20 protein-coding genes, 1 pseudogene and 1 riboswitch are annotated in these 22,048 nt (G+C 72.2%); of the genes and pseudogenes, 13 read left to right on the top strand and 8 right to left on the bottom strand.

Annotated features, from left to right (window positions below):
* The first annotated feature begins 24 nt into the window (after positions 1–24).
* Entirely contained in the window at positions 25–1,188 is a 1,164-nt protein-coding gene (locus OG303_RS24635) for a hypothetical protein (RefSeq protein WP_405870931.1), read from the top strand.
* Positions 1,189–1,190: 2 nt separating this feature from the next.
* On the opposite strand, the gene OG303_RS24630 is transcribed toward OG303_RS24635, so the two are convergent.
* Positions 1,191–2,429, bottom strand: a complete 1,239-nt coding sequence (locus OG303_RS24630) for an amidohydrolase (RefSeq protein ID WP_405870930.1) — start codon at positions 2,427–2,429, stop codon at positions 1,191–1,193.
* A 266-nt stretch (positions 2,430–2,695) separates the two neighbouring features.
* The gene (locus OG303_RS24625; RefSeq protein WP_405870929.1) at positions 2,696–3,472 is read right to left on the bottom strand and encodes an NPP1 family protein; all 777 of its coding nucleotides are present in this window, start codon (positions 3,470–3,472) and stop codon (positions 2,696–2,698) included.
* Positions 3,473–3,747: 275 nt separating this feature from the next.
* Between OG303_RS24625 and OG303_RS24620 the strand changes: the two genes are divergently transcribed.
* The 7 genes and pseudogenes from OG303_RS24620 (at position 3,748) to OG303_RS24590 (ending at position 12,253) form a co-directional block, all read left to right on the top strand.
* On the top strand, positions 3,748–7,458 hold the full coding sequence (locus OG303_RS24620) for a helix-turn-helix domain-containing protein (protein WP_405870928.1): 3,711 nt from the start codon (positions 3,748–3,750) through the stop codon (positions 7,456–7,458).
* Between the two features lie 67 nt (positions 7,459–7,525).
* Positions 7,526–7,603: pseudogene (locus tag OG303_RS24615) on the top strand (hypothetical protein); the annotation flags it as partial.
* Between the two features lie 250 nt (positions 7,604–7,853).
* Positions 7,854–9,197, top strand: a complete 1,344-nt coding sequence (locus OG303_RS24610) for a helix-turn-helix domain-containing protein (RefSeq protein ID WP_405870927.1) — start codon at positions 7,854–7,856, stop codon at positions 9,195–9,197.
* A gap of 92 nt (positions 9,198–9,289) precedes the next feature.
* Positions 9,290–10,300: a permease gene (locus OG303_RS24605; protein WP_405870926.1), complete on the top strand. Its 1,011-nt coding sequence runs from the start codon at positions 9,290–9,292 to the stop codon at positions 10,298–10,300.
* On the top strand, positions 10,297–11,094 hold the full coding sequence (locus OG303_RS24600; RefSeq protein WP_405870924.1) for a TIGR03943 family putative permease subunit: 798 nt from the start codon (positions 10,297–10,299) through the stop codon (positions 11,092–11,094). The genes OG303_RS24605 and OG303_RS24600 overlap by 4 nt, the downstream gene beginning before the upstream one ends.
* Before the next feature lie 119 nt (positions 11,095–11,213).
* A complete protein-coding gene (locus OG303_RS24595; RefSeq protein ID WP_405870922.1) occupies positions 11,214–11,924 on the top strand; it encodes a GAF and ANTAR domain-containing protein in 711 nt (236 codons plus the stop codon).
* A 50-nt stretch (positions 11,925–11,974) separates the two neighbouring features.
* Positions 11,975–12,253: a ribosomal protein L7/L12 gene (locus tag OG303_RS24590; RefSeq protein ID WP_405870921.1), complete on the top strand. Its 279-nt coding sequence runs from the start codon at positions 11,975–11,977 to the stop codon at positions 12,251–12,253.
* Positions 12,254–12,275: 22 nt separating this feature from the next.
* On the opposite strand, the gene OG303_RS24585 is transcribed toward OG303_RS24590, so the two are convergent.
* Positions 12,276–13,055, bottom strand: coding sequence for a hypothetical protein (locus OG303_RS24585; protein WP_405870920.1), 780 nt, complete (start codon positions 13,053–13,055; stop codon positions 12,276–12,278).
* Positions 13,056–13,438: 383 nt separating this feature from the next.
* Here OG303_RS24585 and thrS point away from each other — a divergent pair, with 383 nt between their 5' ends.
* Together thrS and OG303_RS24575 are read left to right on the top strand one after the other, a co-directional pair.
* Entirely contained in the window at positions 13,439–14,659 is a 1,221-nt protein-coding gene (thrS, locus tag OG303_RS24580) for a threonine--tRNA ligase (protein WP_405870919.1), read from the top strand.
* Between the two features lie 51 nt (positions 14,660–14,710).
* Positions 14,711–15,673 (top strand): nucleoside hydrolase, encoded by a 963-nt coding sequence (locus OG303_RS24575; protein ID WP_405870918.1) that lies wholly within the window; start codon positions 14,711–14,713, stop codon positions 15,671–15,673.
* Between the two features lie 36 nt (positions 15,674–15,709).
* Here OG303_RS24575 and OG303_RS24570 read toward each other — a convergent pair whose 3' ends face one another.
* The gene (locus OG303_RS24570; RefSeq protein ID WP_405870916.1) at positions 15,710–16,807 is read right to left on the bottom strand and encodes a HoxN/HupN/NixA family nickel/cobalt transporter; all 1,098 of its coding nucleotides are present in this window, start codon (positions 16,805–16,807) and stop codon (positions 15,710–15,712) included.
* A gap of 27 nt (positions 16,808–16,834) precedes the next feature.
* A riboswitch (cobalamin riboswitch) is annotated at positions 16,835–17,041 on the bottom strand.
* An 80-nt stretch (positions 17,042–17,121) separates the two neighbouring features.
* Here OG303_RS24570 and OG303_RS24565 point away from each other — a divergent pair.
* Positions 17,122–17,481, top strand: a complete 360-nt coding sequence (locus OG303_RS24565) for an ArsR/SmtB family transcription factor (RefSeq protein ID WP_405870915.1) — start codon at positions 17,122–17,124, stop codon at positions 17,479–17,481.
* Positions 17,482–17,576: 95 nt separating this feature from the next.
* Here OG303_RS24565 and OG303_RS24560 read toward each other — a convergent pair whose 3' ends face one another.
* Together OG303_RS24560 and OG303_RS24555 are read right to left on the bottom strand one after the other, a co-directional pair.
* Positions 17,577–18,500 carry an LAETG motif-containing sortase-dependent surface protein gene (locus OG303_RS24560; RefSeq protein ID WP_405870913.1) on the bottom strand — a complete coding sequence of 308 codons (924 nt, stop codon included), beginning with the start codon at positions 18,498–18,500 and terminating at the stop codon, positions 17,577–17,579.
* A 276-nt stretch (positions 18,501–18,776) separates the two neighbouring features.
* Entirely contained in the window at positions 18,777–19,514 is a 738-nt protein-coding gene (locus tag OG303_RS24555) for a DUF4142 domain-containing protein (RefSeq protein WP_405877460.1), read from the bottom strand.
* A gap of 299 nt (positions 19,515–19,813) precedes the next feature.
* Here OG303_RS24555 and OG303_RS24550 point away from each other — a divergent pair, with 299 nt between their 5' ends.
* Positions 19,814–20,506 (top strand): DUF6445 family protein, encoded by a 693-nt coding sequence (locus tag OG303_RS24550; RefSeq protein WP_405870912.1) that lies wholly within the window; start codon positions 19,814–19,816, stop codon positions 20,504–20,506.
* A 57-nt stretch (positions 20,507–20,563) separates the two neighbouring features.
* Here OG303_RS24550 and OG303_RS24545 read toward each other — a convergent pair whose 3' ends face one another.
* Both OG303_RS24545 and OG303_RS24540 read right to left on the bottom strand, forming a co-directional pair.
* Positions 20,564–21,025 (bottom strand): hypothetical protein, encoded by a 462-nt coding sequence (locus tag OG303_RS24545; RefSeq protein WP_405870911.1) that lies wholly within the window; start codon positions 21,023–21,025, stop codon positions 20,564–20,566.
* On the bottom strand, positions 21,022–21,390 hold the full coding sequence (locus OG303_RS24540) for a DUF6479 family protein (RefSeq protein WP_405870910.1): 369 nt from the start codon (positions 21,388–21,390) through the stop codon (positions 21,022–21,024). The genes OG303_RS24545 and OG303_RS24540 overlap by 4 nt, the downstream gene beginning before the upstream one ends.
* Positions 21,391–21,600: 210 nt before the next feature.
* Here OG303_RS24540 and OG303_RS24535 point away from each other — a divergent pair, with 210 nt between their 5' ends.
* Positions 21,601–21,999, top strand: a complete 399-nt coding sequence (locus tag OG303_RS24535) for a luciferase family protein (protein ID WP_405870908.1) — start codon at positions 21,601–21,603, stop codon at positions 21,997–21,999.
* Positions 22,000–22,048 lie beyond the last annotated feature (49 nt).

Here is a 22,048-nt window from a genome sequence, read left to right as displayed (position 1 = left end):
TCGACGGGGGATGGGGAGGGAACGATGCCCGGAACCGTGCTGTTGCTCGCCGCATCCCCGGCGGGCAAGGGGTGCCTGGTGGACGCGGCGTCCGTGCTTCCCGTGCTCGCGGCCGTCCCGCCCGGCGTGCTGTCCGGCGCTGACACGGCGAACGTTGTGGAGCTCGCCGACCCGCTGGAGCCGCAGGCCGTGCTCACGCGGCTGCGGGCGGCCGCGGCGGCCCCGGGGCCGCTGACCGTCTTCGTCGCCGGGCAGCTGCAGCTCGACCGGCGTCAGCGGCTGCCCCATCTGGCGCTGGCCCGTACGACGCCCTCGACCGTGCGGTACACGGCTCTGCCCTGGCACTGGATACGGGAGGAACTGCGGCTGCGGGCGGTCGGTTCCACCACGCTCGTCCTGGACCTGCACGCGGATACGGAGACGTGGGAGTGGCTGCGGGGCGCTTCGCTGGACTGCGGGGGGAACAACGCCGTTTACGGGCGCATCGCGCCGCCGCCCTCGCGTCGCACCGTTGCCGTGCCGGCGTACATGAAGGCCGTGGCGACGATTCTGCGGAGTGGGTGGCGGCCGCCGGTGGAGCAGTTGCATCAGCAGGCGCTCGCCCGGGTGGGCGTCGACGGGTATGCGGACCTCGTGCTGGCGTCGCCCGGCGTCGGGGGTCCCGTCCCTGGGGGCGCCGCCCCCGGGCCCCCGTATCGGCCCGAAGAACCTCGTCCTCGAACGCCGGACGGGCTGGCGGTGGCCGAACGACAGCAGAGCAGTGAAACCGACCCCCACTCCGCCATCTCCGTCGCCGTCCGGTCCGGGCGGCACCCCGACGCCGACGCGCTCGCCGCCCACCACGAGCAGGCCGCCGTGCACGCGCACGGGACCGGGTCCGAGGAGGCGTTGCACTGGGCCGAAGTGCGGGCGGATCTGGCGATGTTCGCCGGGGATCCGGTGCGCAGTTGCCGGACCTGGCTGGGGGTGGCCGTCGCGCGGCTGGCGGCCGGGCAGGCCGCGGACGCGCCCGCCGTCGAGGCGGCCGTGGACCGGGCGCACCATCAGTGGGGGCAGGTCCGGGACGCCGTGGCGGCGCGGGAGTTGGGGGCGGCGCTCGCCGATCTGCGCTCGCGGGTGCCGGGGCGTCGGCAGGGCGCGCTGGACCATGTCCAGCGGCAGTTGGTGCAGTTGCAGACCCAGGGCTGACGTCAGGCGGCGAGCCAGGTGAGGGCGGCGGACGCCAGCGTCCGTACGCCCGGGGCGACCGTGGACAGGTCGGGGGCGAAGTGGGGGCTGTGGTTGCTCGGGACCGCCAGGAACTTCTCCATCAGGTCGGTGCCGGGCGCCGCGTCCCACACGTCGGCCGGGGTCGTCGTGACGAACCAGTAGGAGTACGGGATCCCGCCCTGGGCCAGGTGCGGGAAGTCCTCGCTGCCCATCACCGGGCCGAAGTCCAGCACCGTCCCGGCACCCAGCACCTCCTCGTGCACCGCGGCGACGGCGCGGTCGGTGTCGGCGTCGTTCACGGTGGCCGGGAAGGTCGCGCCCACGCTCACCTCGGGCTCCCGCGGGCACCCGGCGGCCAGTGCCTCACCGGCCGCGATGCGCCGGATCGCGGCGAGCATCCGCTCGCGGACCTCCTCGGACTGGGTGCGCAGGTTGAGGGAGATGCGCGCCTCGGCCGGGATGATGTTGTGGCGGGTGCCGCCCTCGATCCGGCCCACGGTCAGTACGGCGGACTCGCGGGCGGCGATCTCCCGGGAGACGACGGTCTGCAGCCGGGTCACCAGGTACGCGGCCGTGACCACCGGGTCCACGGTCGTCTCCGGCCGTGACCCGTGTCCGCCCCGGCCGTGCACGACGATGTCGACGTCCGTCGAAGCCGACATGATCAGGCCCGGTGAGTGGGCGTAGAAGCCGACGGGGCCGGGCGCCGCGTGCTGCCCGAGCAGGACGTCGGGTCGGGCGAACCGCTCGTACAGACCGTCCGTGATCATCCGCTGGGCGCCCTGGCCGGTCTCCTCGGCGGGCTGGCCCACGACCAGCAGGGTGCCGCTCCAGGTCTCGCGGCCCGCGGCCAGCGCCTCGGCCGCCCCGGCCAGCCAGGTCACGTGCAGGTCGTGCCCGCAGGCGTGCATCACCCCGGGCACCTCGGAGGCGTACGGCAGCCCGGTCTCCTCCTTCACCGGCAGCGCGTCCATGTCGGCGCGCAGCAGCACGGTCGGGCCGTCGCCGTTGCGCAGCACCCCGGCGACTCCGGTGGTGCCGATGCCCTCGGCGGTCTCGAATCCGGCGCCGCGCAGCCGGTCGGCGAGCTTCCGCGCGGTCCGGTGTTCGTGCAGCGACAGCTCGGGATGGCGGTGCAGATCCCGGTAGAGGTCCTCCAGGGAGCCGACCGGCAGCTCGGCGGTGAGGTCCAGCGCGGTGCGGGCGGCGGGAGAGGTCACGGGGGGCAGGTTATCGGGGCAGGGCGTGCGGGAGCCCCCGGCGGGACCGTGGGGGAGTGTCCCCGCCGGGGGCGGCTCGGTGTACCGCGTGGTCAGACAGGCCCTGGCGGCCGAACTGTTCACCGTCCGCGCCTTGTTGATGTTGCCGACGAGGTGAATTCCGGTTGGGCGAGATCGACACTGGCAACGACGGAGTTGATTGGCACCCCCCTTCGATCAGGGCAATCAACTCCGCCGTGCGAGTCCGTCCGGGGCCGCCCGACCCGTCAGGCGGACGGGTCGAACGTGATGGCGCTCGGCTTGGCCTTGCTGAGGTGGTCGGCGAACTTGGAGTCCTGGAGCGGGAAGTTGGCGCTGCCCCAGTCGGAGGAGTTCAGGACGCTGCGCAGGTTGGACGCCAGGTTCTCCCAGGTGACCAGGTTCTCCTGGTGCCACGCACCGGTGTCGTTCTCCGGCGTCTCGCCCGACTTGGCGAAGCGGAAGGCGTGGGTGCTCGCGCCGTCCTTGTGGTAGACCGCCTCGACGCGCTGCCCGCTCATCGGAACGTCGGCGACCGCCTTGGTGCTGAAGCCGCCGTGGGCGGAGGCGGACACGTACGACGGGGTGCTCGCGCCTTCCTTGACCCAGACGACCATGCACTCCCAGTCGTGGCGGTGGCCGATGCCCGGGGAGGCCTCGTCCTTCTCGAAGTAGCTGGCGTAGATGATCCCGCACCAGCCGTTGTTGCACTTGGCCCGCGAGTAGGTGTTGGCGTGGCCGAGGTGGCCGGAGCGGCACTCGCCGGTGATCGCGCCGGTCGGCTTGAGGCCGCCGTTGAGGTTGCCGGACGGGTCGATCGCGGCGGCCGGGTAGCAGCTGTCCGTGTCGTAGTCGTACACGGGCTCGAAGGTCTTCTGGAACGTCGTCGCGTTCTCGGACAGGTTCTGCAGGACGCTCGCCGAGGCGCTGCCCGGCAGGGCGACGGCGAGGACGGCGGCGCTGCCTGCGACGGCGGCGGCTCGGGCGAGGCGGTAAGTCCTCGTGCTGCTGACTGCTCGGGGCATGGGGGGCTCCAGTCGACGGTCCACTTGTTCCGGACATGACGTCCGGAGTGCCGGGACGAAGACTGGCAAGTTGAGAGTTCAATGGAAGGGCTTTCTGTCAAACTCGGGGCGGATTTTCACGGAACTGATCAAGCTGTGGGGAACGCTGCCGGCGGGACGGTGGATCGTTCGGTGTCACCCATCCGTCACCTGGGGTCAACCCACCTGTTGCCGAGCGACTCGTATGGTCATCGCTCCTGATGTCGCTTTCGCCAGGTGTACGGAGGTACGAGCACATGGGGCGTCCCGAGCGACCGGTGGACCCGCAGGCCGGTCCCGTGCAGTGGCTCGCGCACGAGTTGCGGGAGCTGCGGAAGACGGCGGGCGGTCCCTCGTACCGGGCCATGGCCAAGGTGGCGGGCTTCTCGGCGACCACGCTGTCGCAGGCGGCGGCCGGCGAGCGGCTGCCCTCGCTCGCCGTCGTCCAGGGCTATGTGCGGGCCTGCGGCGGCGATCCGGCCGAGTGGGAACCCCGCTGGAAGGAGGCCGAGGAGGAGACGAACCGGGCCGGTGCCGAGGTGCCCGAGGACGTCCCGGTGCCGTATCGCGGCCTCGCCCGGTTCGAGCCGGGCGACCAGCACCTGTTCTTCGGCCGGGACCGGGTCGTCGACGAGGTCGACGAACTGGTCTGCGAGCACCGGTTCGCGGTCCTGTTCGGCCCCTCGGGCAGCGGGAAGTCGTCCCTGCTGCGGGCCGGACTGATCCCACGGCTGCAGGGGGAGATCGCGGCGCGCGGATGCCCGGCGACCCTGCGGATCCTGACCCCGGGGCCGACGCCCGCCACGACCTACGGCCACCTCCTCGCCCCGGCCGAGGGCGAGCCGGAGAGCTGGGTCGTCGTGGACCAGTTCGAGGAGGTCTTCACCCTCTGCCGCGACGTCCGGGAGCGCTCCCGCTTCATCGACCTGCTGCTCGCCGCCCGCGACCCGGACGTGCGGCTGCGCGTGCTGGTCGCCGTCCGCGCCGACTTCTACGCCCGCTGCGCCGAGCACCGCGACCTGGCGGACGCCCTGTCCCGTGCCGCGCTGCTGCTCGGCCCGATGACGGCACAGGAGCTGCGGGAGGCGGTGGTCGGACCGGCACAGGCGGTCGGCTGTCTCGTCGAGCGGACGCTGACCGCCCGCCTGGTGGACGAGGTCCTCGACGAACCCGGCGGGCTGCCGATGCTCTCGCACGCCCTGCAGGAGACCTGGCGCCGCCGCAAGGGCCGGATGCTCGGCCTCGCCGGATACGAGGCCGCCGGCGGAGTGCGCGGCGCGATCGCGGCGACCGCCGAGGAGGTGTACGGCGGCCTGTCCGCGGACCAGGCCCGCACCGCCCGGCATCTGCTGCTGCGCATGGTCGAACCGGGCCAGGGCACCCCCGACACCCGGCGCCCGCTCACCCGGGCCGAGTTGGAGGAGTGGGCGGGCCCGGACGTGCCGGTCGTGGTGGAGCGGCTGACCGGCGCCCGGCTGCTGACCGCCGACGAGGACGGTGTGCAGCTGGCCCACGAGGCGCTCATCACCTGCTGGCCCCGGCTGCACGGCTGGATCGAGCAGGACCGCGAACGGCTGCGCCACCACCGGGTGCTCGCGGACGCGGTCCGCACCTGGCTGGAGCACGACCGCGACCCGGGCGCCCTGTACCGGGGCACCAGGCTGGCCCGTGCCGAGGAACTGTTCCCCGACCACCCGGGCGATCCCGCGCTGACGGCCTCGGAGCGCTCCTTCCTCAGCGCCGCGCTGGAGGTCCGTGAGACGGAGCGCCGGGCCGCCGCCCGGATCAGCCGTAGGCACCGGTTCCTGACCGTGTCGCTGTCCGCCGTCCTCGCGGTCGCGCTGCTGACGGGCTTCGCCGTCTGGCACGAGTACGACGACAACCGGACGCAGCGCACCCAGAACGCGGCCCGCCGCGTCGCCGAGGTCGCCGACGCGCTGCGCACCACCGACCCGCGCACCGCGCTGCTGCTCGGCGCCGCCTCCTGGCGCATCTCCCAACTGCCCGAGACCCGCCGCGCTCTGCTCGGCTCCCTCGCCCAGCCGCAGACGGACACCTTCACCGACCCCGCCCCCGGCGAGGAGACCCAGCGCGTGCTCACCGACACGGGCCGCATCCTGCTCAGCGCCCAGGGCCGCTCCTGGCGTACCTGGGACGTGACCACGCACAGTGCCGTCGGCTCGGGCCGGGTGCCGGAGGGCACCGTGACCGAGGCCGGCCCGGACGCACGGGTGCTCGGGGTCACCGTGGGCGACGGAGTACGGCTGTGGGACACGGCCACCCGCCGCTGGACCGGCGGCTCGCACGCCCTGCCCGACGTGGGCGACATCCGCTTCACCCGCGACGGCCGCGCCTTCCTGTCCACCGAGGGGGACCGGCTGCGGCTGCGCTCGGTGAAGGACGGCCACGTGCTGTTCGACACCCGGGCACCCGCCGCGGCGATCACCGCGGTGAGCGCGGACGGACGGCAGGCGGCCGCCTGCTCCGGCTCGGCTCCGCAGCTGTGGGACACGTCCGCCGACCGCGCTCTGCCCGGCGCCTGGCAGCGGGACCGCCTCTGCTCCGAGGACACCGCGCTCCTCGCGCTCGGCGGCGAGCGGATGGCCGCCGCCACCGGCACCGGCCTGCGCGTCTGGAACACCGGCACCGGCCGACGGATCGCCGACATCTACGACTCCGGGGTGGAGTACGCGTCCTTCAGCCGGGACGGCGCCTTTCTGGCGACGGCCGACCGCACCGAGATCCGCGTGTGGCGGCTCGCGGTCACCGCGGAGCCCGTCTTCCGCTACCCCCTGAACAACCAGCACCTCTACGGCGGCCTGGCCTGGGACCGGGACGGCCGGACCCTGCGCTATCTGGAGGGCGGCACCGCCCACACCCTCGACCTCCGGGCGGCCGTCACCTCCGGCTGGCACTCCACCCCGGTGGACCAGGTGCGTTTCAGCCCCGACGGCCGCACCTACGCCACCGCCGAACGCACCGGCGACCACTACGTCTTCCGGCTCCGCGCCACCACGGACGGCCACGTCCTGCGCACCCTCCCGGCGCTGCGCGTCCCCGTCTCCACTGACCCCGCCCTGCCCGTCGTCCCCCGCGACACCCTGCCGGTGGCAGCCTTCAGCCCTGACGGCACCCGCTTCGCGTACGGCGTCTCGGCACCCGGCCGGGTTGCCGTCGCGCAACCCGTCCGGATCTGGGACGTGTCGCGCAACAGGGCCCTGACCTCGCTCGACCTGGCGGGCGGTGCCGTGATCGAGATCGCCCTCGGTCAGGAAGGCCGCACCCTGTACGCCGCCCGCACCTCGGCCGTGGGCGCCATCACCGATGAGGTGTGGGACCTCGCCCGCAAGCGCCGCACCGCCGCGCTGCCCGGCGTGACCGGCAGCGGGCTGGCCGCACGCCCCGACGACGGGCTCCTGGTCGGCGACGGCCGGATCGCCCACCTGCCCTCGGGCCGGACCGCCGGGCACGACCTCGTGCAGGGCGACGAGCTCGGCGGGCTGGCCTTCGCCGCGGACGGCTCCCTGCTGGCCGCCGGCGACCTGACGGGACGGGTCGCCCTGTGGGACGGGAACCTCGCCCACCGCGAGGGCATCCTGCGCAACGTCTTCCCCGCACCGCACGGCACCGACCCGGAGGGTGTCAGCGCCCTGGCGTTCAGCCCCGACGGACGCACGCTGGCGGTCGGCGGCGACGCGGGCAGCCTCCAGCTGTGGGACGTCGCCACCCAACAGCCCCTCGACAGCGCGCTGCCCACACCCGGCGAGGCGATCGACGCGCTCTCCTTCAGCTCGGACGGCACCACCCTGTACGCCGGAAGCGCGCACGTCCCGCTCCAGCGGTACGACGTCGACCCCGGCCGGGCGGTCGAGACGGTGTGCGCGCGGGCGGGCGGCGTCGGGCTGACACGGGCGCAGTGGCGGACGTACGTGCCGGAGGCGCCGTACCGGAAGGTGTGCGGGCGTTGATGTCCCTCGGAGCAGTGGCGGTGAAGGTGTCGAGGTCGCTCACCTCGAACCGTGCGTCGCCCTTCGTGATTCCAAGAACCCCGGCGCCGGCCGCACCGCCGAGCCGGCGGCCTGGTCCGTCTTCCTCGTGTCGCTCACCGAGTGAGCCGGCGGCCCCTCCGTCGCTCTCGCCGGACCCGCGTTCGCCGCCAGCACCAATGTCGCCACGGCGACGAGTGCGGCGGCCAGGCCCCGGGCGTAACGATCGATGGTGCTGGTGCGTTCGAGCACGGCGACCTCGCAACAGCGTGAACGGGATGAGCAGCGAAAAACAGCGATGCGTTAAGCATGCTTAATCCGCGGTTTAACCTAGAGCTCGGCGAGGGCGAACGGCAAGAGGGTCAGGGGGAGTTGGCGTGTCGGACCGTGATGATCCGGTGACCATCGGGCGCAGGGTGCAGCAGTTGCGGGCCGAACGGGGGCTGACGCAGAAACAGTTGGCGGAGCCCGCCTACACCCCCGCGTACATCTCCACCCTGGAGGCCGGCCGGGTGCGGCCCTCCGACGAGGCGCTGAGGCACATCGCCGAGCGCCTCGGGATCGCCTACGAGGAGCTGGTCACCGGGCGTCCGGCCCGCCTCGCCACCGACCTGCGCCTCCGGTTGACCGAGGCGCAGCGCACGCTCGCCTCCGGGGAGGCCGAGCAGGCCGCGGAGCAATATGCCGAGCTGCTCGCCGAGGCGGAGGACCACGAACTCGTCGACCTCCAGGCCGTCGCCCTCCTCGGCCTCGGCGACTGCGCCCTGGACACCGGAGAACTGGCGGCCGCCCGGCAGTACTTCGAGCGGACGGAGCGGGCGCTCGCCGACTTACCGCTGCCCGCCCGGGTGCCCGCCCTGCGCGGCCGCGCCGTCTCCCACTACCTGGCCGGTGAACTCCGTTACGCCGTCTACCTGTTGGAGTCCACCCTCGACGAGCTGAACCGCGGCGGACTGCACGATCCGGACGCGCTCCTCCTGCTCTACGCCAGCGCCATCGGCCCCTACATGGACATGGGCGCCCACGCCCGCGCCGCCCAGGCCGCCGAGTTCGCGCTCGCGCTGGCCCCGCAGTCCGGCGACCCCGCGCTCGTCGCCCGTATGCACCGCTCGGTCGCCCGCACCCTGCTCGCCGAGGGCCGTCTCGCCGAGGCCGACGCCTCGCTCGCCAAGGCCGCCGAGCTGTACCGCACGCTCCAGCTGCGCACCGAGCTCGCCAACTGCCACTGGATGCGCGGCTACGTCTGCGCGCAGAACGGCGAACTGGAGCGCGCCGAGGGCGAGTTGAGACAGGCCCTCACCATGCTCTCCGCCAAGCGCGCTGCCCTCTACAGCAGTCAGGTCGCCGTCGAGCTGGCCGACGTACTGCACCGGCGCGACAAGTCCGACGAAGCCGCGGCCCTCCTGCACGACGTGCTCAGCGACCTCAGCCCCGAACGCGGCGCCCTGCACTCCGCCGCCGCCCACCGCCTCCTCGGCATCATCGCCGACGACGCCCGCGACACCGAGGCCGCCGAGGAGCACTACGTCCGCGCGATGAGCCTGCTGGAACGGGCCGGTGCCGCCGGTGACCTGGCCGACCTGTGCCGGCTGCTCGGCGATCTGCTGCGCCGCACCGGCCGCGTGGAGGCGGCTCTGGACGCGTACCGGACGGGACTCGGGCACCGTACGGCCCCCGGCACCACCACCCTCGGACCCGCACCCGCACAGCCTCCTCTGTGACCATTCCGGGGTGGCGCACAGGTCCCGCCGGTTAGCCTTCGCGAGGACAGCGGGGGCTGTGGGGACGTACGCGGAACGACCAGGACGGGCGCGTGGAAGATCGACGGACGGTGGCCGACGGGCTGCGTCTCACCCTGCGCGCGCTCGTGTACGCCGTCCTCGGCGGCTCCGCGCTCCTGGCCATCGCGACGGTCGTCTCGGTCCTCGGGCCGATGCTCGCGCTCGACCTCTACACCCCGCCGGTGGCCGCCTGGTGGACCGTCTTCACGGCGATCGCGGTCCAGGGCGTCCCGTTCCTCCTGCTAGGTACGGTCGTGTCGGCCGCGATCGGCGCCTTCGTGCCGGAGCGGGTCTTCACCCGGCTCCTGCCGAGCAACCCGGCGCTCGCCGTGCCGATGGCCGGAGCGGCGGGAGCCGTTCTGCCCGGCTGCGAGTGCGCGTCCGTGCCGGTGGCCTCCAGCCTGATGCGCAGAGGGGTCGCGCCCGCCGCGGCCCTCGCGTTCCTGCTCTCCGCCCCCGCCATCAACCCGGTGGTGCTGGTGGCGACCTCGATCGCCTTCCCGGGCCAGCCGAAGATGGTGCTCGGCCGGCTCGTGGCCTCCCTCGCCACGGCGGTGGTGATGGGCTGGCTGTGGGCGCGGTTCGGGCGGGACGAATGGCTGCGGCTGCCGAAGCGGCACACGCCGGCCACCGCCCCCACCTCCGGGCCGCGCGCCTTCGCCGCCGGGCTCCAGCACGACTTTCTGCACGCCGGCGGCTTCCTCGTGCTCGGCGCGGCGGCCGCGGCGACCTTCAACATCACCGTGCCCCGGTCCGTCCTCGACGTCTTCACCGGCTCGGCGTGGCTGTCGGTACTGCTGCTGGCCCTCCTCGCGGTCGTGCTGTGCGTGTGCAGTGAGGCCGACGCCTTCGTGGCGGCCTCACTGAGCGGCTTCTCGCCGACGGCGCGGCTGGCGTTCATGGTGGTGGGGCCGATGGTCGACCTGAAGCTGATCGCCCTGCAGGCGGGCACGTTCGGACGGTCCTTCGCCGTCCGGTTCACGTCCGTGACCTGGGTGGTGGCCGTGGTGAGCAGCGCGCTGACGGGATGGTGGCTCCTGTGAGGCGCTACGGTCCCGCACTCCTCCTGGTCCTCACCGGCGCGGCGATCCTGCGCATCTCGCTCTTCAGCGCCCTGTATCTGCGCTACGTGCAGCCGGCGCTGCGGCCCTACCTGGTCGTGTCCGGGGTGGTGCTGGTCGTTCTGGGGTTGCTGGCCGCCGTCGTACGGAGGAAGTCGTACGACGACGAGGACTTCGCGTACGACGACGATGCCCGTGCTCGCGACGAAGACGGGTCCGGGCACGGGCACGACGAACACGAGCATGAGGACGAGGATGAGCACGGGTACAGTCACCACGGGCACGGGCCCCGTGTCGCCTGGCTGCTCACCCTTCCCGCCCTCGCCCTGCTGCTCTTCCCGCCCCCGGCGCTCGGCTCCTACAGCGCCGGGCGCGAGGCGGCACAGCGGGCTTCGGAGGGTGTCGGAACCTTCCCGGCGCTTCCGGCCGGCAATCCGGTCGACCTCTCGGTCGCGCAGTTCAGCTCCCGGGCGATCTACGACAGCGGGCGGTCCCTGAAGGGCCGTACGGTCCGGATGACCGGGTTCGTCACGCACGGCGACGGCGACACCTGGTACCTCACCCGCCTCCTGGTCTCCTGCTGCGCCGCCGACGCCACCACCAGCAAGGTCGAGATCCGCGGCGCGGACCCCACGCCCGCCGACACCTGGATGACGGTCACCGGCACCTGGCACCCCAAGGGCAAACTCGGCACCGACGCGGCCTGGCCGCCGGTCCTCGACGCGACGTCGGCCCGGCAGGTCAAGCAGCCGGCCGATCCCTACGAGAAGCGGTAGGTCCGCGCCCCACCGCGGCACCGGCGGGCGGCGTTTCGCCCCTGGGGGCAGGGGTAGTCGGACTGCGGCCCCGAGCGGCCGTGGACGAAGCCGGCGCCCCGCTGCGATCGAAGGAGGCGGTGGCCGTGGACCGACTCAGCGCCGTCGACGTGATCGCCGAGGGGGTGCGCGACGCGCCACCCGGGGAGATGCCGGCCCGGCTGTGCTCGGTGGCGGTGAAACTGCTGCCGGTGGCCGGTGCGAGCGTGTCCCTGCACAGCGGCGGCATGCCCGTCCGGCTCGGCGCGAGCAGTGCGGAGGCCGCGCGGCTCGCCGAGGTGCAGGCCACCCTCGGTGACGGGCCCTGTCTGGACGCCTCCGAGGCCGGCGCCCCCGTGCTCGCCTGCGATCTGACGGCCGGCCGGGACGCGCGCCGCTGGCCGGTGTTCGCGCAGCAGGCGACGGCGGCCGGGGTGCGGGCGGTGTACTCGATGCCGCTGGGCAACGAGGCGGTGACCGTGGGCACCCTCGACCTCTACCGCACCACCCCGGGCGAGTTGACCGCGCGGGAGCTGCGACTCGCGCTGCTCGTGGCCGGTGCGATGACGCTGGCGCTGACGGCCCTGCCGCGGGAGGAGGACGGCAGCCGCGGGGACGACTCCTGGCTGAGCGGTCTGGCCACCGAGCACGACGAGGTCCACCAGGCGATCGGGATGATCATGGCGCAGCTCGGGGTCGACGCCGACGAGGCGCTGGCCCGGTTGCGCGGCGACGCCTTCGCGCACAGCCGCACAGCTCTCGACGTGGCGCACGACGTGGTCGCGCACCGCAGGAGGTTCGAACCGGCCTGAGAACGCCAACGGCTGGAGGGGCGGTCCGGCCCTGCCCTAGGGTGGCGATCATGGACATGCTGGGTTATTTTCTCGCGGCCGCGGTCGCGCTGGTGGGCGTCGGCAGCATCGAGAACCGAATCTCCCGCGCGGACAAGCGAGTTGCCCGGGTCGAGCGCAAACTCGACCTGATCCTCGACCACTTGGGGCTGCACGAGCGGGAACCGTGGTCGGACGAGGTGGACGCGCTGCTGCGGGACGGCAAGAAGATCCAGGCGATCAAGGTGTACCGGGAGGCGACGGGGGCGGGCCTGAAGGAGGCCAAGGAGGCCGTGGACAAGCTCGGTTAGACCTCGCTCGGGCGCCGGTCGCTCACACGGGGAGCCGAGCCTGCTTCCTGACGTCGGCCAGCCGCTGCACGCCGACCTGTACGAAGGCCGTGGTGGCGTCGGCCGACACCTCGCCCGGGCCGCCGTGGGTGAGGGCGATCGTGTCGTCGCCGACGCGGACCACGGCGACGTCCAGGCTGAGCAGGGTCTGCCCGCCGTCGGCCGTCTCGCCGGTGAAGGCGACCCGCAGCCACTGCCGGGCGTCCCCGACCTCCGGCAGTTCGGCCTCGCCGACCCGGACGTGCAAGGGGGCGCCCCGCTCGGTCACCGCCGTGAACCTGCCGCACGTCGACGGCAACGTCTTCATCCACGCCAGCGTCCGGTCCACGTCCGCGGGATCCAGGGCGAGCACCTGGTACCGCAGCTGCGCCTGGTCCATGGTGTCGTCGAGCCCGGTCACGGCCCGGGGTCCGCTGTCCGCGCCGAACAGGTCGTCGGTGTACAGCGCGTCGAGGAGCCGCCGGCAGTCGGGCGCGTCGGCGGTCGCCTTGAGCAACCCGTCCCGCCAGGTCGCGGCCCCCTGCGTCGCCTCCCAGGGCTCGCCCAGATCGCCCGCGGTCACCAGCGCGGCCTGAGCCTGCTCCTCGGTCAGCGGGCCGGGCGCGGCAGGCGCGGTCGTGGACGGCACGGCGCTGTGCGAGGCGGCGGGCGCCTGAGCCCTCGCCTGCTGCGCCTGCACCCCGAGGGTGCACCCGCTCACGCTCACCAGGGCCCCCAGGGACAACACGGAGGCGACGAGGACACGGGTCGGGGTACGGGTCATCGGAGTCCTCCCTGGCCACTTCAAGATCGGTTACGACTCCAAGGGACCACCCCCCACGACACCCCACCAGCGAGCCGGGCCGTCCGGGTTACGGGAGACGCCGGCCGGAGCGAGCCGAGCGGCGGGGGCGAACACGCGTCGGAGGCCCCCCACCCCCAAGACCCCCGCACCCCCACCGCAGCTCCCCACCGCCCAAAAACCCCTCGCACCCACCCCCACCCCCGCGTTACCGTCCCCCCATGCAGCGCGCCCACTCGTTTCTCACGACGACGCCGGAGAGTGTCCCGGCGCGCTGATTCATGGACTGGATGTCCGAAGCCCCGGGGCGAGTGCCCCGGGGCTTTGTCGGTGGTCGCTCGTCCCTCGTCGCGAGGAGAGAGACCATGTACGACCACCGCAGGCTCGGCCGTGAGCTCGAGCTGTTCGACACCGATCCGCTGATGGGCGCGGGGCTGCCGTACTGGCTGCCCGACGGCGCGATCGTGCGGCACGCGCTGGAGGAGTACGTCCGGGAGGTCGAGCGGGCGGCCGGGTACCGGCACGTGTACTCGCCCGTCCTCGGCAAGCGCGAGCTGTACGAGATCTCGGGGCACTGGTCCCACTACAGCGAGGACATGTTCCCGCCGATGGCGCTGGGCAGCGAGGAGGTCGTACTGCGGCCGAGCCTGTGCCCCCATCACGCCCTCATCTACCGCTCCCGGTCCCACAGCTACCGCGAACTCCCCCTCCGTATCGCCGAGTTGGGCGGCATGTACCGTTCCGAGCTGTCCGGGGTGCTTGGCGGCCTGACCCGCGTACGGTCCATCCAGCTCAACGACGCCCACATCTTCTGCACCCTGGAACAGGCGGTGGACGAGGCCCGGTCGGCTCTCGAGCTCATCGGCCGCGCCTACGCCGACCTCGGCATTCGCGCCGCCCGCTACCGGCTCTCCCTGCCGGGCGAGGGCGGCAAGTACGTCGCCGACCCGGAGTTGTGGGAGCGGGCCACCGGCCTGCTGAAGCAGGTACTGGCGGAGGCCGGTCTCGCCTACGACGCCGTGGAGGGCGAGGCCGCCTTCTACGGCCCCAAGATCGATGTCCAGATCACCGACCCCGCCGGCCGCGAGGCCACCCTCTCCACCGTCCAGATCGACTTCCACCAGCCCGAACGCTTCGACCTGCACTACATCGGCGCCGACGGGGCGAAACACCGTCCGGTCATGGTCCACCGCAGCATCATCGGCAGCGTGGAGCGGGCCGTGGCCCATCTGATCGAGGAACACGGCGGGGCGTTCCCCGCCTGGCTCGCACCCGTCCAACTCGTCGTGCTGCCGGTGTCGGACGCCCAGGAGGAGCAGGCGCACGAGGTCGTACGGCGGGCCCTGGCACGGGGGTTGCGGGCGGAGTGCGCCGGGCCGGGCCAGGGCAGCCTCGGTGCCCGCATCCGCGCGGCGCGCCTCGTGCCGTACCAGGCGGTGATCGGCGAACGGGAGGCGGACGGCGACCTGGTGGCCGTACGGCTGCGGGACGGGCGCCGCCCCGGTGCCCAGCCGGTGGAAGGACTGCTGGAGCGGATCGCCGTATGCGCCGACACCCGTGCCGCCGAGCTGTGGTCGGCTGCGTAAGGTCGCTCCCATACGCGGAGCTCCCATATGCGGAGAGAGAGGAGCGCGACCGTGACCGGTCAGCCCATTCCGGTGATCATCGACTGCGACACCGGCGTCGACGACGCCCTGGCCCTGCTGTTCGCCGTACGCCACCCGGCCATCGACCTGCGGGCCGTCACCTGCGTCGCCGGGAACACGGACGTCGACGGCGTCGTCCGCAACACCCTGACCGTGCTGGAGCAGGCCGGGGCCGGTGACATCCCGGTGGCCAGGGGCGCCGCACGCCCGCTGATCGAACCCGTCCGTACGGCGCAGCACGTGCACGGGCGGGACGGGATGGGCGACCTGGGGCTGCCCGCACCGACCCGGGTGCCGGTGGACGTGGACGCGGTGACGCTGCTGCGCCGCGAGATCCTCGCCTCCCCGCGCCCGGTCACCCTCGTCCCCACCGCGCCCCTGACGAACATCGCGCTGCTCCTGCGTACGCACCCGGAGGTGACCCGCAACATCGAGCGGATCGTGTTCATGGGCGGCGCGGTGGCGACCGGGAACGCCACGCCGGTCGCCGAGTTCAACGTCTGGCACGACCCGGAGGCGGCCGCGGTCCTGCTCACCGCCGGAGTCCCGATCACGATGTACGGCCTCGACGTGTTCGAGCAGGTCGTCGTCCCGGCCGCGGACGTCCAGCGGCTGCGTACGAGCTCCGAGCCCAGCCTCCGCATGGCGGGCGAACTCCTCGCCCACCGCGACCCGGCCGCCTCCGGCGACCCCACCCCCACCGGCGGCCTCGGCGACGCGGGCGCGGTCTGCGCGGTCGTCGACCCGGAGGGCCTGAGCACCGAACTCCTGCCGGTCGAGGTCTCGTTGGCCCCGGGCCCCACCCGTGGCCAGACCGTCGTCGACCGCCGGCGCCGCCCCGGCGAGTCCGAGATCCACGACGGCGCGCGTGAACAGGCCCTGGTGGACGTGGGGTTGGCCGTGGACGTGGAGCGTTATGTGAAGCTGTGGCTGACGGCCGTGGAAGGGCCCTAGGGGTTCAGGCGCGTACGCGTCGACGCGTGTCGGCGGCTACTCGGCGGTGGGCTGCACCTGTGCCGCCCACCGCTGTTCCACCCTCGCCACTTTCCAGTACGCCACCGCCGCCACCCACACGACCACGAACAGGCCGACGATGATGTAGCCGACGTTGTCCAGGTCGAGGGCCGCGATCCAGCCGGTGAGCGCGTCGCGCAGGTCGAGCTTGTCGTGCAGGACGCCGACGAGCTCGATCGTGCCGATGAAGAACGCGACGGCGATGGACAGGCCGGTGATGGTGAGGTTGTAGAACACCTTGCGGACCGGGTTCGAAAAGGCCCACTGGTAGGCGAAGTTCATGAACGTGCCGTCGAGCGTGTCGAACAGGCTCATGCCGGCGGCGAAGAGCAGCGGCAGGCAGAGGATCGCGTACCAGGGCAGACCGGCCGCCGCGCCCGAACCGGCCATCACCATCAGCGTGACCTCGGTGGCGGTGTCGAAGCCGAGCCCGAAGAGGAAGCCGAGCGGGAACATCTGCCCCGGCCGGGTGATCGACTTGGTGAGGCGGCCGAGGATGCGGTTCATGAACCCCCGGGAATCCAGGTGCTGTTCGAGTTCCTTCTCGTCGTACGTGCCTGCCCGCATCGCCCGGAACACCTTCAGGATGCCGAGCAGGGCCACGAGGTTGAGGGCGGCGATGAGGTACAGGAACGTGCCCGAGATCGTCGTCCCCAGGAAGCCGAGGACCTGGTGGGTGCGGGAGCTCTCACTCGTGATGCGGCCGGCCAGCTGTGTGCCGCCCGCGATCAGCGCGGCGAGCACGACCACCACGCTGGAGTGCCCCAGCGCGAACCAGAACCCCACCGACACCGGCCGCTTGCCGTCGGCCATCAGCTTGCGGGTGGTGTTGTCGATGGCGGCGATGTGGTCGGCGTCGAACGCGTGCCGCATGCCCAGGGTGTAGGCGGTGATGCCGAGGCCGATGCCGAACGCCTTGGAGCCGACCTCGTAGTGCCCGGGCACGACGAGCAGGAACAGAATGCCGAAGGCGACGACGTGCAGGGCGGCGATCACCGCCATCAGGCCCACCGTCTTCACGGTGTCCTCGCGCCGCCAGCGGAAGGAGGCAGCCTGCGTCTCGGGCAGGGTCATTCGGTCACGCTCCAGCACCTCGTGGATCACTTCGTGAGATGCCGTGGCCGGTCTCCTGGCTGACAGGTCGTACGTCCTTGCAGGCCGTACGGCCGCCACCCGCCTTCCCGGCCGCCTCACGACGCCCAGTGGCTGTCCCTCGCGGGACGTGGGTGACGAACTCCCTGATCACAGTGGCGAGGGCCGCGTCGGCTTGGCACCGACTTCCCGAACACCACGGCCCGCCCACCGTAGGGGCGTTCGCGTTTCCTTGCATAGCTGCGCACCTGCGCAGGTATGGAAGATCACATACGGGCGCCTGCGAGGATGGCCGTATGCATCTCGTCCCGGCCGACCGCGCAGACCGCCGCACCATCGACGGCCACCGGGTGTGCGAGGCCATCGCCGCCATCGGCGACGCCGAGCACGTCCGCACCTGGGCCGACCGCTTCTCCCTGCTCGCCGACCCCAAACGGCTCGCCCTGCTGCTCGCCCTGCACCGCACCGGCCCGCTGGCCGTGTCCGACCTGGCGATCGCGACCGGCATGAACGACCCTGCCGTGTCACAGGCGTTGAGGCTGCTGAGGGCGGCCGGTGTCGTGGCGGGCGAGAAGGAGGGGCGCGTGGTGCGCTATCGGGTCGTCGACGAGGACGTACGACTGCTGCTGAAGAACTGCACTGCCGACGAGGGCTGAGCGGGGACAGGGACCGGGCAGGACGAACGCCCCGGAGCGGGGGTCTCCGGGGCGTTCGTATCGGGGGTGGCTTCAGGGGCGTTGCCGGGGACGGCTCAGGAGCGGGCCGTGCGGCGGCGCTTCGTCACGACGACGATCGCCGCACCGGCGGCCAGCAGTGCCGCGGCGCCACCGGCGATGAGGCCGGAGTCGCTGCCGCCGCCGGTCTCCGCGAGGTCACCGCCGCCGCCGTTCGGCGTGGGCGCGGGCGTCGAGGTCGACTGCGAGGCGGACGGGGTCGGGGTCCCGGTCGACGGGGTGTCCGTCGCGGGCGGAGTCGACTCCTCTGCCGGGGTCGACGGCTGCCCGGACTCCGGGGCGGACGGGGTCGGCGTGGCCGGCGGCTGGGACTCCTCGGCCGTCGTGCAGTCCTTCGTGCCGCCGTTCCAGGACGCGATCAACTTGTCCTTGATGACCGGGTGGTCGGGGCCCTTGGGCAGGTCCCCGTGCTCGAAGCCGTCCTTGGCGTCCAGCTTGCCGTCGAACTTGACGGCCCCGCGGTAGAGGTCGATCTGCGCGAAGCAGCCGGCATCCGGCACCGCGATGTCGAGGGAGTCGGTCCGGCCCTGCTCGACCGTCACCGAGTCGAAGTCGACGAAGACCTGCTCGCCGGAGGTGGCGAAGGACGGGCCGTGCGCGAGGTAGGAGGCCAGCGAGGCCGTGCAGGTCGTCGCGTCACCCGCCGTACGGACCTTGACGTGGATCTTGCCGTCGTCGGTCGGCTTGAGGGTCTGGTCGTCGACCTTGACCGAGTCGTAGAAGTGCGTGCCGTCCAGCGAGAACTGGCAGCGGTCCGACTCCGTCTTGGTGCCGGCCCCCGTGCCCGGCTTGTAGCCGCCGCCGGACTTCCAGCCGTCACCGCCGGGCGTGCCGGTGGCCCAGGCGCCGGAGGCGGCGGCGACGGTGGCGGCGCAGAGGGCGAGCGACGCGACGCCCGTCCCCAGGAGGCGTCGCGCGGTGACACGTCTCGCTATGGACATGCGAATCCCCATCTTGGCGTGTGCAGGCCCCGGCGTCGGCGGCGCAGGGCAGCACGCCGCGCCCGGCCGCACCGGGGGTGAATGGTCTGAGGAACACCGGGCCCATTGGTCACATGCGCCACAGTGCGATCACATCGTGGATCTCCCGGCGGAACGCTGTCAACCTGCGGTAACCCATGGGTAGTTCAATCCGCCATCACAATTTCGCCACATGGGCATCACGAGATGCGCGCACTGATCGGGCCGACGTTCCTCAGCCCACCGCCAGGTCGGCAGTCAGCCCACCGTCGGGGTCGGGCTCGGGCTGGCGTTTCCGCTGGGCGCCTCGCCCGGCAGGACCGGCGGCTGGGTGGTGCTGTCCACCGGCGGGGTGAGCACGACCTCCGGCTGGCCTCCGACCGGGGGCGGCGGGGTCAGGTCCTTGGCGGGCAGCTTCGGCGGGGTCGTCTCCTGGAAGAGGACCTGGTCGAAGTTGACCAGACCGGTCTGCTCCATGACCGTGATGTGGTCCAGGACCGTCGCGTTGGCCTGGTCGGCCAGGGTCCGCACCACGGTGTTCTTGGTCGTCGAGCGGATCTTCGCGATGGTGTTGAAGATCGAACCGTGCGTCACGCGCAGGATGTTGGCGAAGTCCGTGTCGAACTGCTTGCCCTGGTCCGCGGCGAGCTGGTTGACGAAGCCGACCTGCTGGGGGCTGGCCACGTTGGGGATCGTGATGTTGAGCATCGTGCTGATCTTGCGGCAGCTGGCGTCCAGCGCCGCGTGCCCGTCGATGAGGTGCTTGCTCGCGGTGATGACCGCTTTGCTCTGCCCCTTCTTCAGGCCCATCTGGCCGACGGGGTACTCCCACAGCCCTGCCGCGCGCACCTTGACCACGAAGTCGCGGTCCGCCTCGGTCAGCGGGCCCCACTGGGTCTGCGCGATGACACGCGACCCCGAGCTCGACACGGTGTTGACTCCGAGCATCGCGGGATAGGCGAGCGCTGCCAGTGTCAGACTGAGCGCACCGCCCACGAAGAGAGTTCCCGTCGCATTCCGCGAAAAGCGCACCGTGCCTCCTGCCCGGTCGGGGGTCCCGTCAACGATCGACGGGGTCGGACGGAGAGGAGTACGGATCGGGTCCGGCGCCGAACCTTTTGATTTGGTAAAAACCGCGGGGTGTGAGGCAGGTCTCGTCGCGGGCGGCGACGGTTGCGCGGGAGGGGTCGGATCACCCAGGCGGTGACGTAACGGCCTCTCCGCCCGAGGTGGTTGACGGAATGTTGACCATTTCACGGGAGAGACGAGGCGAAGTCCCGACCTAGGTTCGACCCATGCCCCCACAGCCCCCCAGGGGCCCCGCGACCCGCGCGGCCCTTCCCGTCCTCCCCTACCGCAAGCCCACCAAGGGCCGCGACTACTGGGTCCTGGACGACGTCCTGCCCGACGTGGACGCCGTACGGGAGCGCTGTCTCGCCAAGGACGACTGGGTCAAGGGATACCCGTACACCTCCGAGACCTGGCCGGGTCTGCGCACCATGCCGGGCCTCGAACCCGCCGAACTCGCCCGGGTGGAACGGCTGGTGAAGCAGTCGACCGGCGCGAAGGAACTGTGGGTGCAGCAGGCCCCCGGCGGCGGCACCCTCAACCACAACTGCATCCAGGTCGTCGGCGAGGGCGAGAGCGAGCCGCGTCCGCACACCGACTCGCGTGCGCTGTGCCGTTACGCGGCGGTGCTGTACCTCAACCCCCAAGTCCCCAAGGACTGCGGGACTGCCTTCTACCGCCAGTCGCTCTCCGGCGGCCGGCTCGGCGGCAACGTCGTGCAGGCCCCGCACAACAACCTCGTCGAGGCCCTCGGTACGCGGTTCGTGGCGCCGGACGCCTTCGAGGAGGACGTACGCGTCCCGCACAAGTACAACCGGCTGCTCCTCTACAACGCCAACCTCGTGCACAGCGCGACGGGTTACTCCGGCGCGACGCTGGAGGAGAAGCGGATGACGGCGGTCTTCTTCTGGATGGCGTGAGGTCCGGGGACATCAGGTCCTGGCACATGAGGTCCTGGTACGTGAGTACGTGAGGATCTAGTACCGGATCGCCCTCGCCACCTCCGCCTTCACCTCGCCGGCCAGCTTGCGGTTGCTGCGCGCGGTGCCCGTGCCGGACTTGCCGGCCGGGACGTCGGAGACGGTGACGACCACGGCGTCGAGCGTGTTGCCGTCCCAGTCGGTGAAGTCGACCTGGACGGCGAAGGACTTCGTCGACCCGGTGGTGTTGTCCACGGTGACCTCGACGGCGGCACGGCCGCTCTTCGTGTCCGGGGTGCCGACCGTTGCGGCCCCCTTGACGTCGAGACCGTCCTTGATCTCGTCGAGCTGACGCCCCGCCGCGGCTGTCGCCTCGGAGACGGCGGACTGGGCGGCCGACGCGGCCTTGCTGACCGCGGCCGACGGGGTGTCGTCCTCGGAGCAGCCCGCCAGCGGGGCGACGAGAGCCACGGTGAGCGCGGCGCACGCGCCCCAGCACGCAGAGTGACCGGCGGTCACGTGTGTCCTATGCCGCCGCTCCCGAAGGAGCCGCTGGAACCGGGCAGCCAGCGCTTGCGGTGCTGGTCCTTTCCTGTCCTGGTTCCCGATTTGTGGAGCTCGTAGGGCGTGAGCCGCTCCTTGCCCACCGCGTGCGGCACCTCGTCCGCTTCGCGCATCTCACGCATCTCCCGGACGGCACCGCCCTCGGGAAGATGTGGCTGCTCGTCCGGGAGAGGCCGCGGCAGCTCGCGGTCCCGGACCCTCATGCCGAACTGCACGGCCCAGATCAGGGCACCAGCGATGACCAGGCCACCGACAAAGGCGGCAAGCACTTTGAGTCCCTCACTCGACGTGGCCGCTAGTACGAACGTCGCTGTACTCATACCCCGATTATCTCCCAAACGGCGCGATTGGGGAGGTCTGGGAGACCTCGCCCCGATGCAGGGGTGCCGGCGGGGCCGCCTGCGGGGCCGTCTGCGTCACATCGAACGGCGCTGGAACTCGGCGGAGGGACCGCGGTGAGCAACGTCTCCTGCGGGTTACGGATCACACAATCCCTGGTGTCCGCGCGATGAGCACCGCACCATGGGCTCATGACACCGGCCCAGAGAGCCATGAACCAGCTGGCGGCGTGGCCCGACCTCAGTCCGTGCGAGGTCGGCTGCGGCACGGGCCGGGCGCTGCGTTCCACGCGGGACGAGATCGTGCACTTCCACTCCGACCGGGATGTGGACCTGCACCTCACCGCCCGCGCGATCCAGCGGCTCCACTACGACTTCGCGGAGTCGACCGCCATCCGCCTGGTGCCGGGCTCGCGTTGGGTCACCGTCCACCTCGACTGCGACGCCGACGTCGACCTGCTGCTCAGCCTGGTCAGCGTCGCCCTCAAGGCCCACGCCCACCAGGACCGACCCGTGCCCACCGATCCGCCCACGGTCTGCAACTTCCACCGGGTGACGGTGCTTCCACGCGACGAGGCCGACGAGGACTGACGGGGACTGACGGGGACCGGCGAAGACCGACAGGGGCCGGCGAAGACCG

Source organism: Streptomyces sp. NBC_00005, assembly GCF_045160215.1.
Taxonomy (GTDB): Bacteria; Actinomycetota; Actinomycetes; order Streptomycetales; family Streptomycetaceae; genus Streptomyces.
The sequence above is the reverse complement of the archived record's forward strand: the minus strand, read 5'-3'. Positions and strand labels throughout refer to the sequence as shown.

Excerpts from the sequence above, each read along its gene's own strand:
- OG303_RS24635 (WP_405870931.1), top strand. The coding sequence starts at position 25 with ATGCCCGGAACCGTGCTGTTGCTCGCCGCATCCCCGGCGGGCAAGGGG.
- OG303_RS24625 (WP_405870929.1), bottom strand. The coding sequence starts at position 3,472 with ATGCCCCGAGCAGTCAGCAGCACGAGGACTTACCGCCTCGCCCGAGCC.
- OG303_RS24620 (WP_405870928.1), top strand. The coding sequence starts at position 3,748 with ATGGGGCGTCCCGAGCGACCGGTGGACCCGCAGGCCGGTCCCGTGCAG.
- OG303_RS24590 (WP_405870921.1), top strand. The coding sequence starts at position 11,975 with ATGGACATGCTGGGTTATTTTCTCGCGGCCGCGGTCGCGCTGGTGGGC.
- OG303_RS24585 (WP_405870920.1), bottom strand. The coding sequence starts at position 13,055 with ATGACCCGTACCCCGACCCGTGTCCTCGTCGCCTCCGTGTTGTCCCTG.
- thrS (WP_405870919.1), top strand. The coding sequence starts at position 13,439 with ATGTACGACCACCGCAGGCTCGGCCGTGAGCTCGAGCTGTTCGACACC.
- OG303_RS24570 (WP_405870916.1), bottom strand. The coding sequence starts at position 16,807 with ATGACCCTGCCCGAGACGCAGGCTGCCTCCTTCCGCTGGCGGCGCGAG.
- OG303_RS24565 (WP_405870915.1), top strand. The coding sequence starts at position 17,122 with ATGCATCTCGTCCCGGCCGACCGCGCAGACCGCCGCACCATCGACGGC.
- OG303_RS24560 (WP_405870913.1), bottom strand. The coding sequence starts at position 18,500 with ATGTCCATAGCGAGACGTGTCACCGCGCGACGCCTCCTGGGGACGGGC.
- OG303_RS24550 (WP_405870912.1), top strand. The coding sequence starts at position 19,814 with ATGCCCCCACAGCCCCCCAGGGGCCCCGCGACCCGCGCGGCCCTTCCC.
- OG303_RS24540 (WP_405870910.1), bottom strand. The coding sequence starts at position 21,390 with ATGAGTACAGCGACGTTCGTACTAGCGGCCACGTCGAGTGAGGGACTC.
- OG303_RS24535 (WP_405870908.1), top strand. The coding sequence starts at position 21,601 with ATGACACCGGCCCAGAGAGCCATGAACCAGCTGGCGGCGTGGCCCGAC.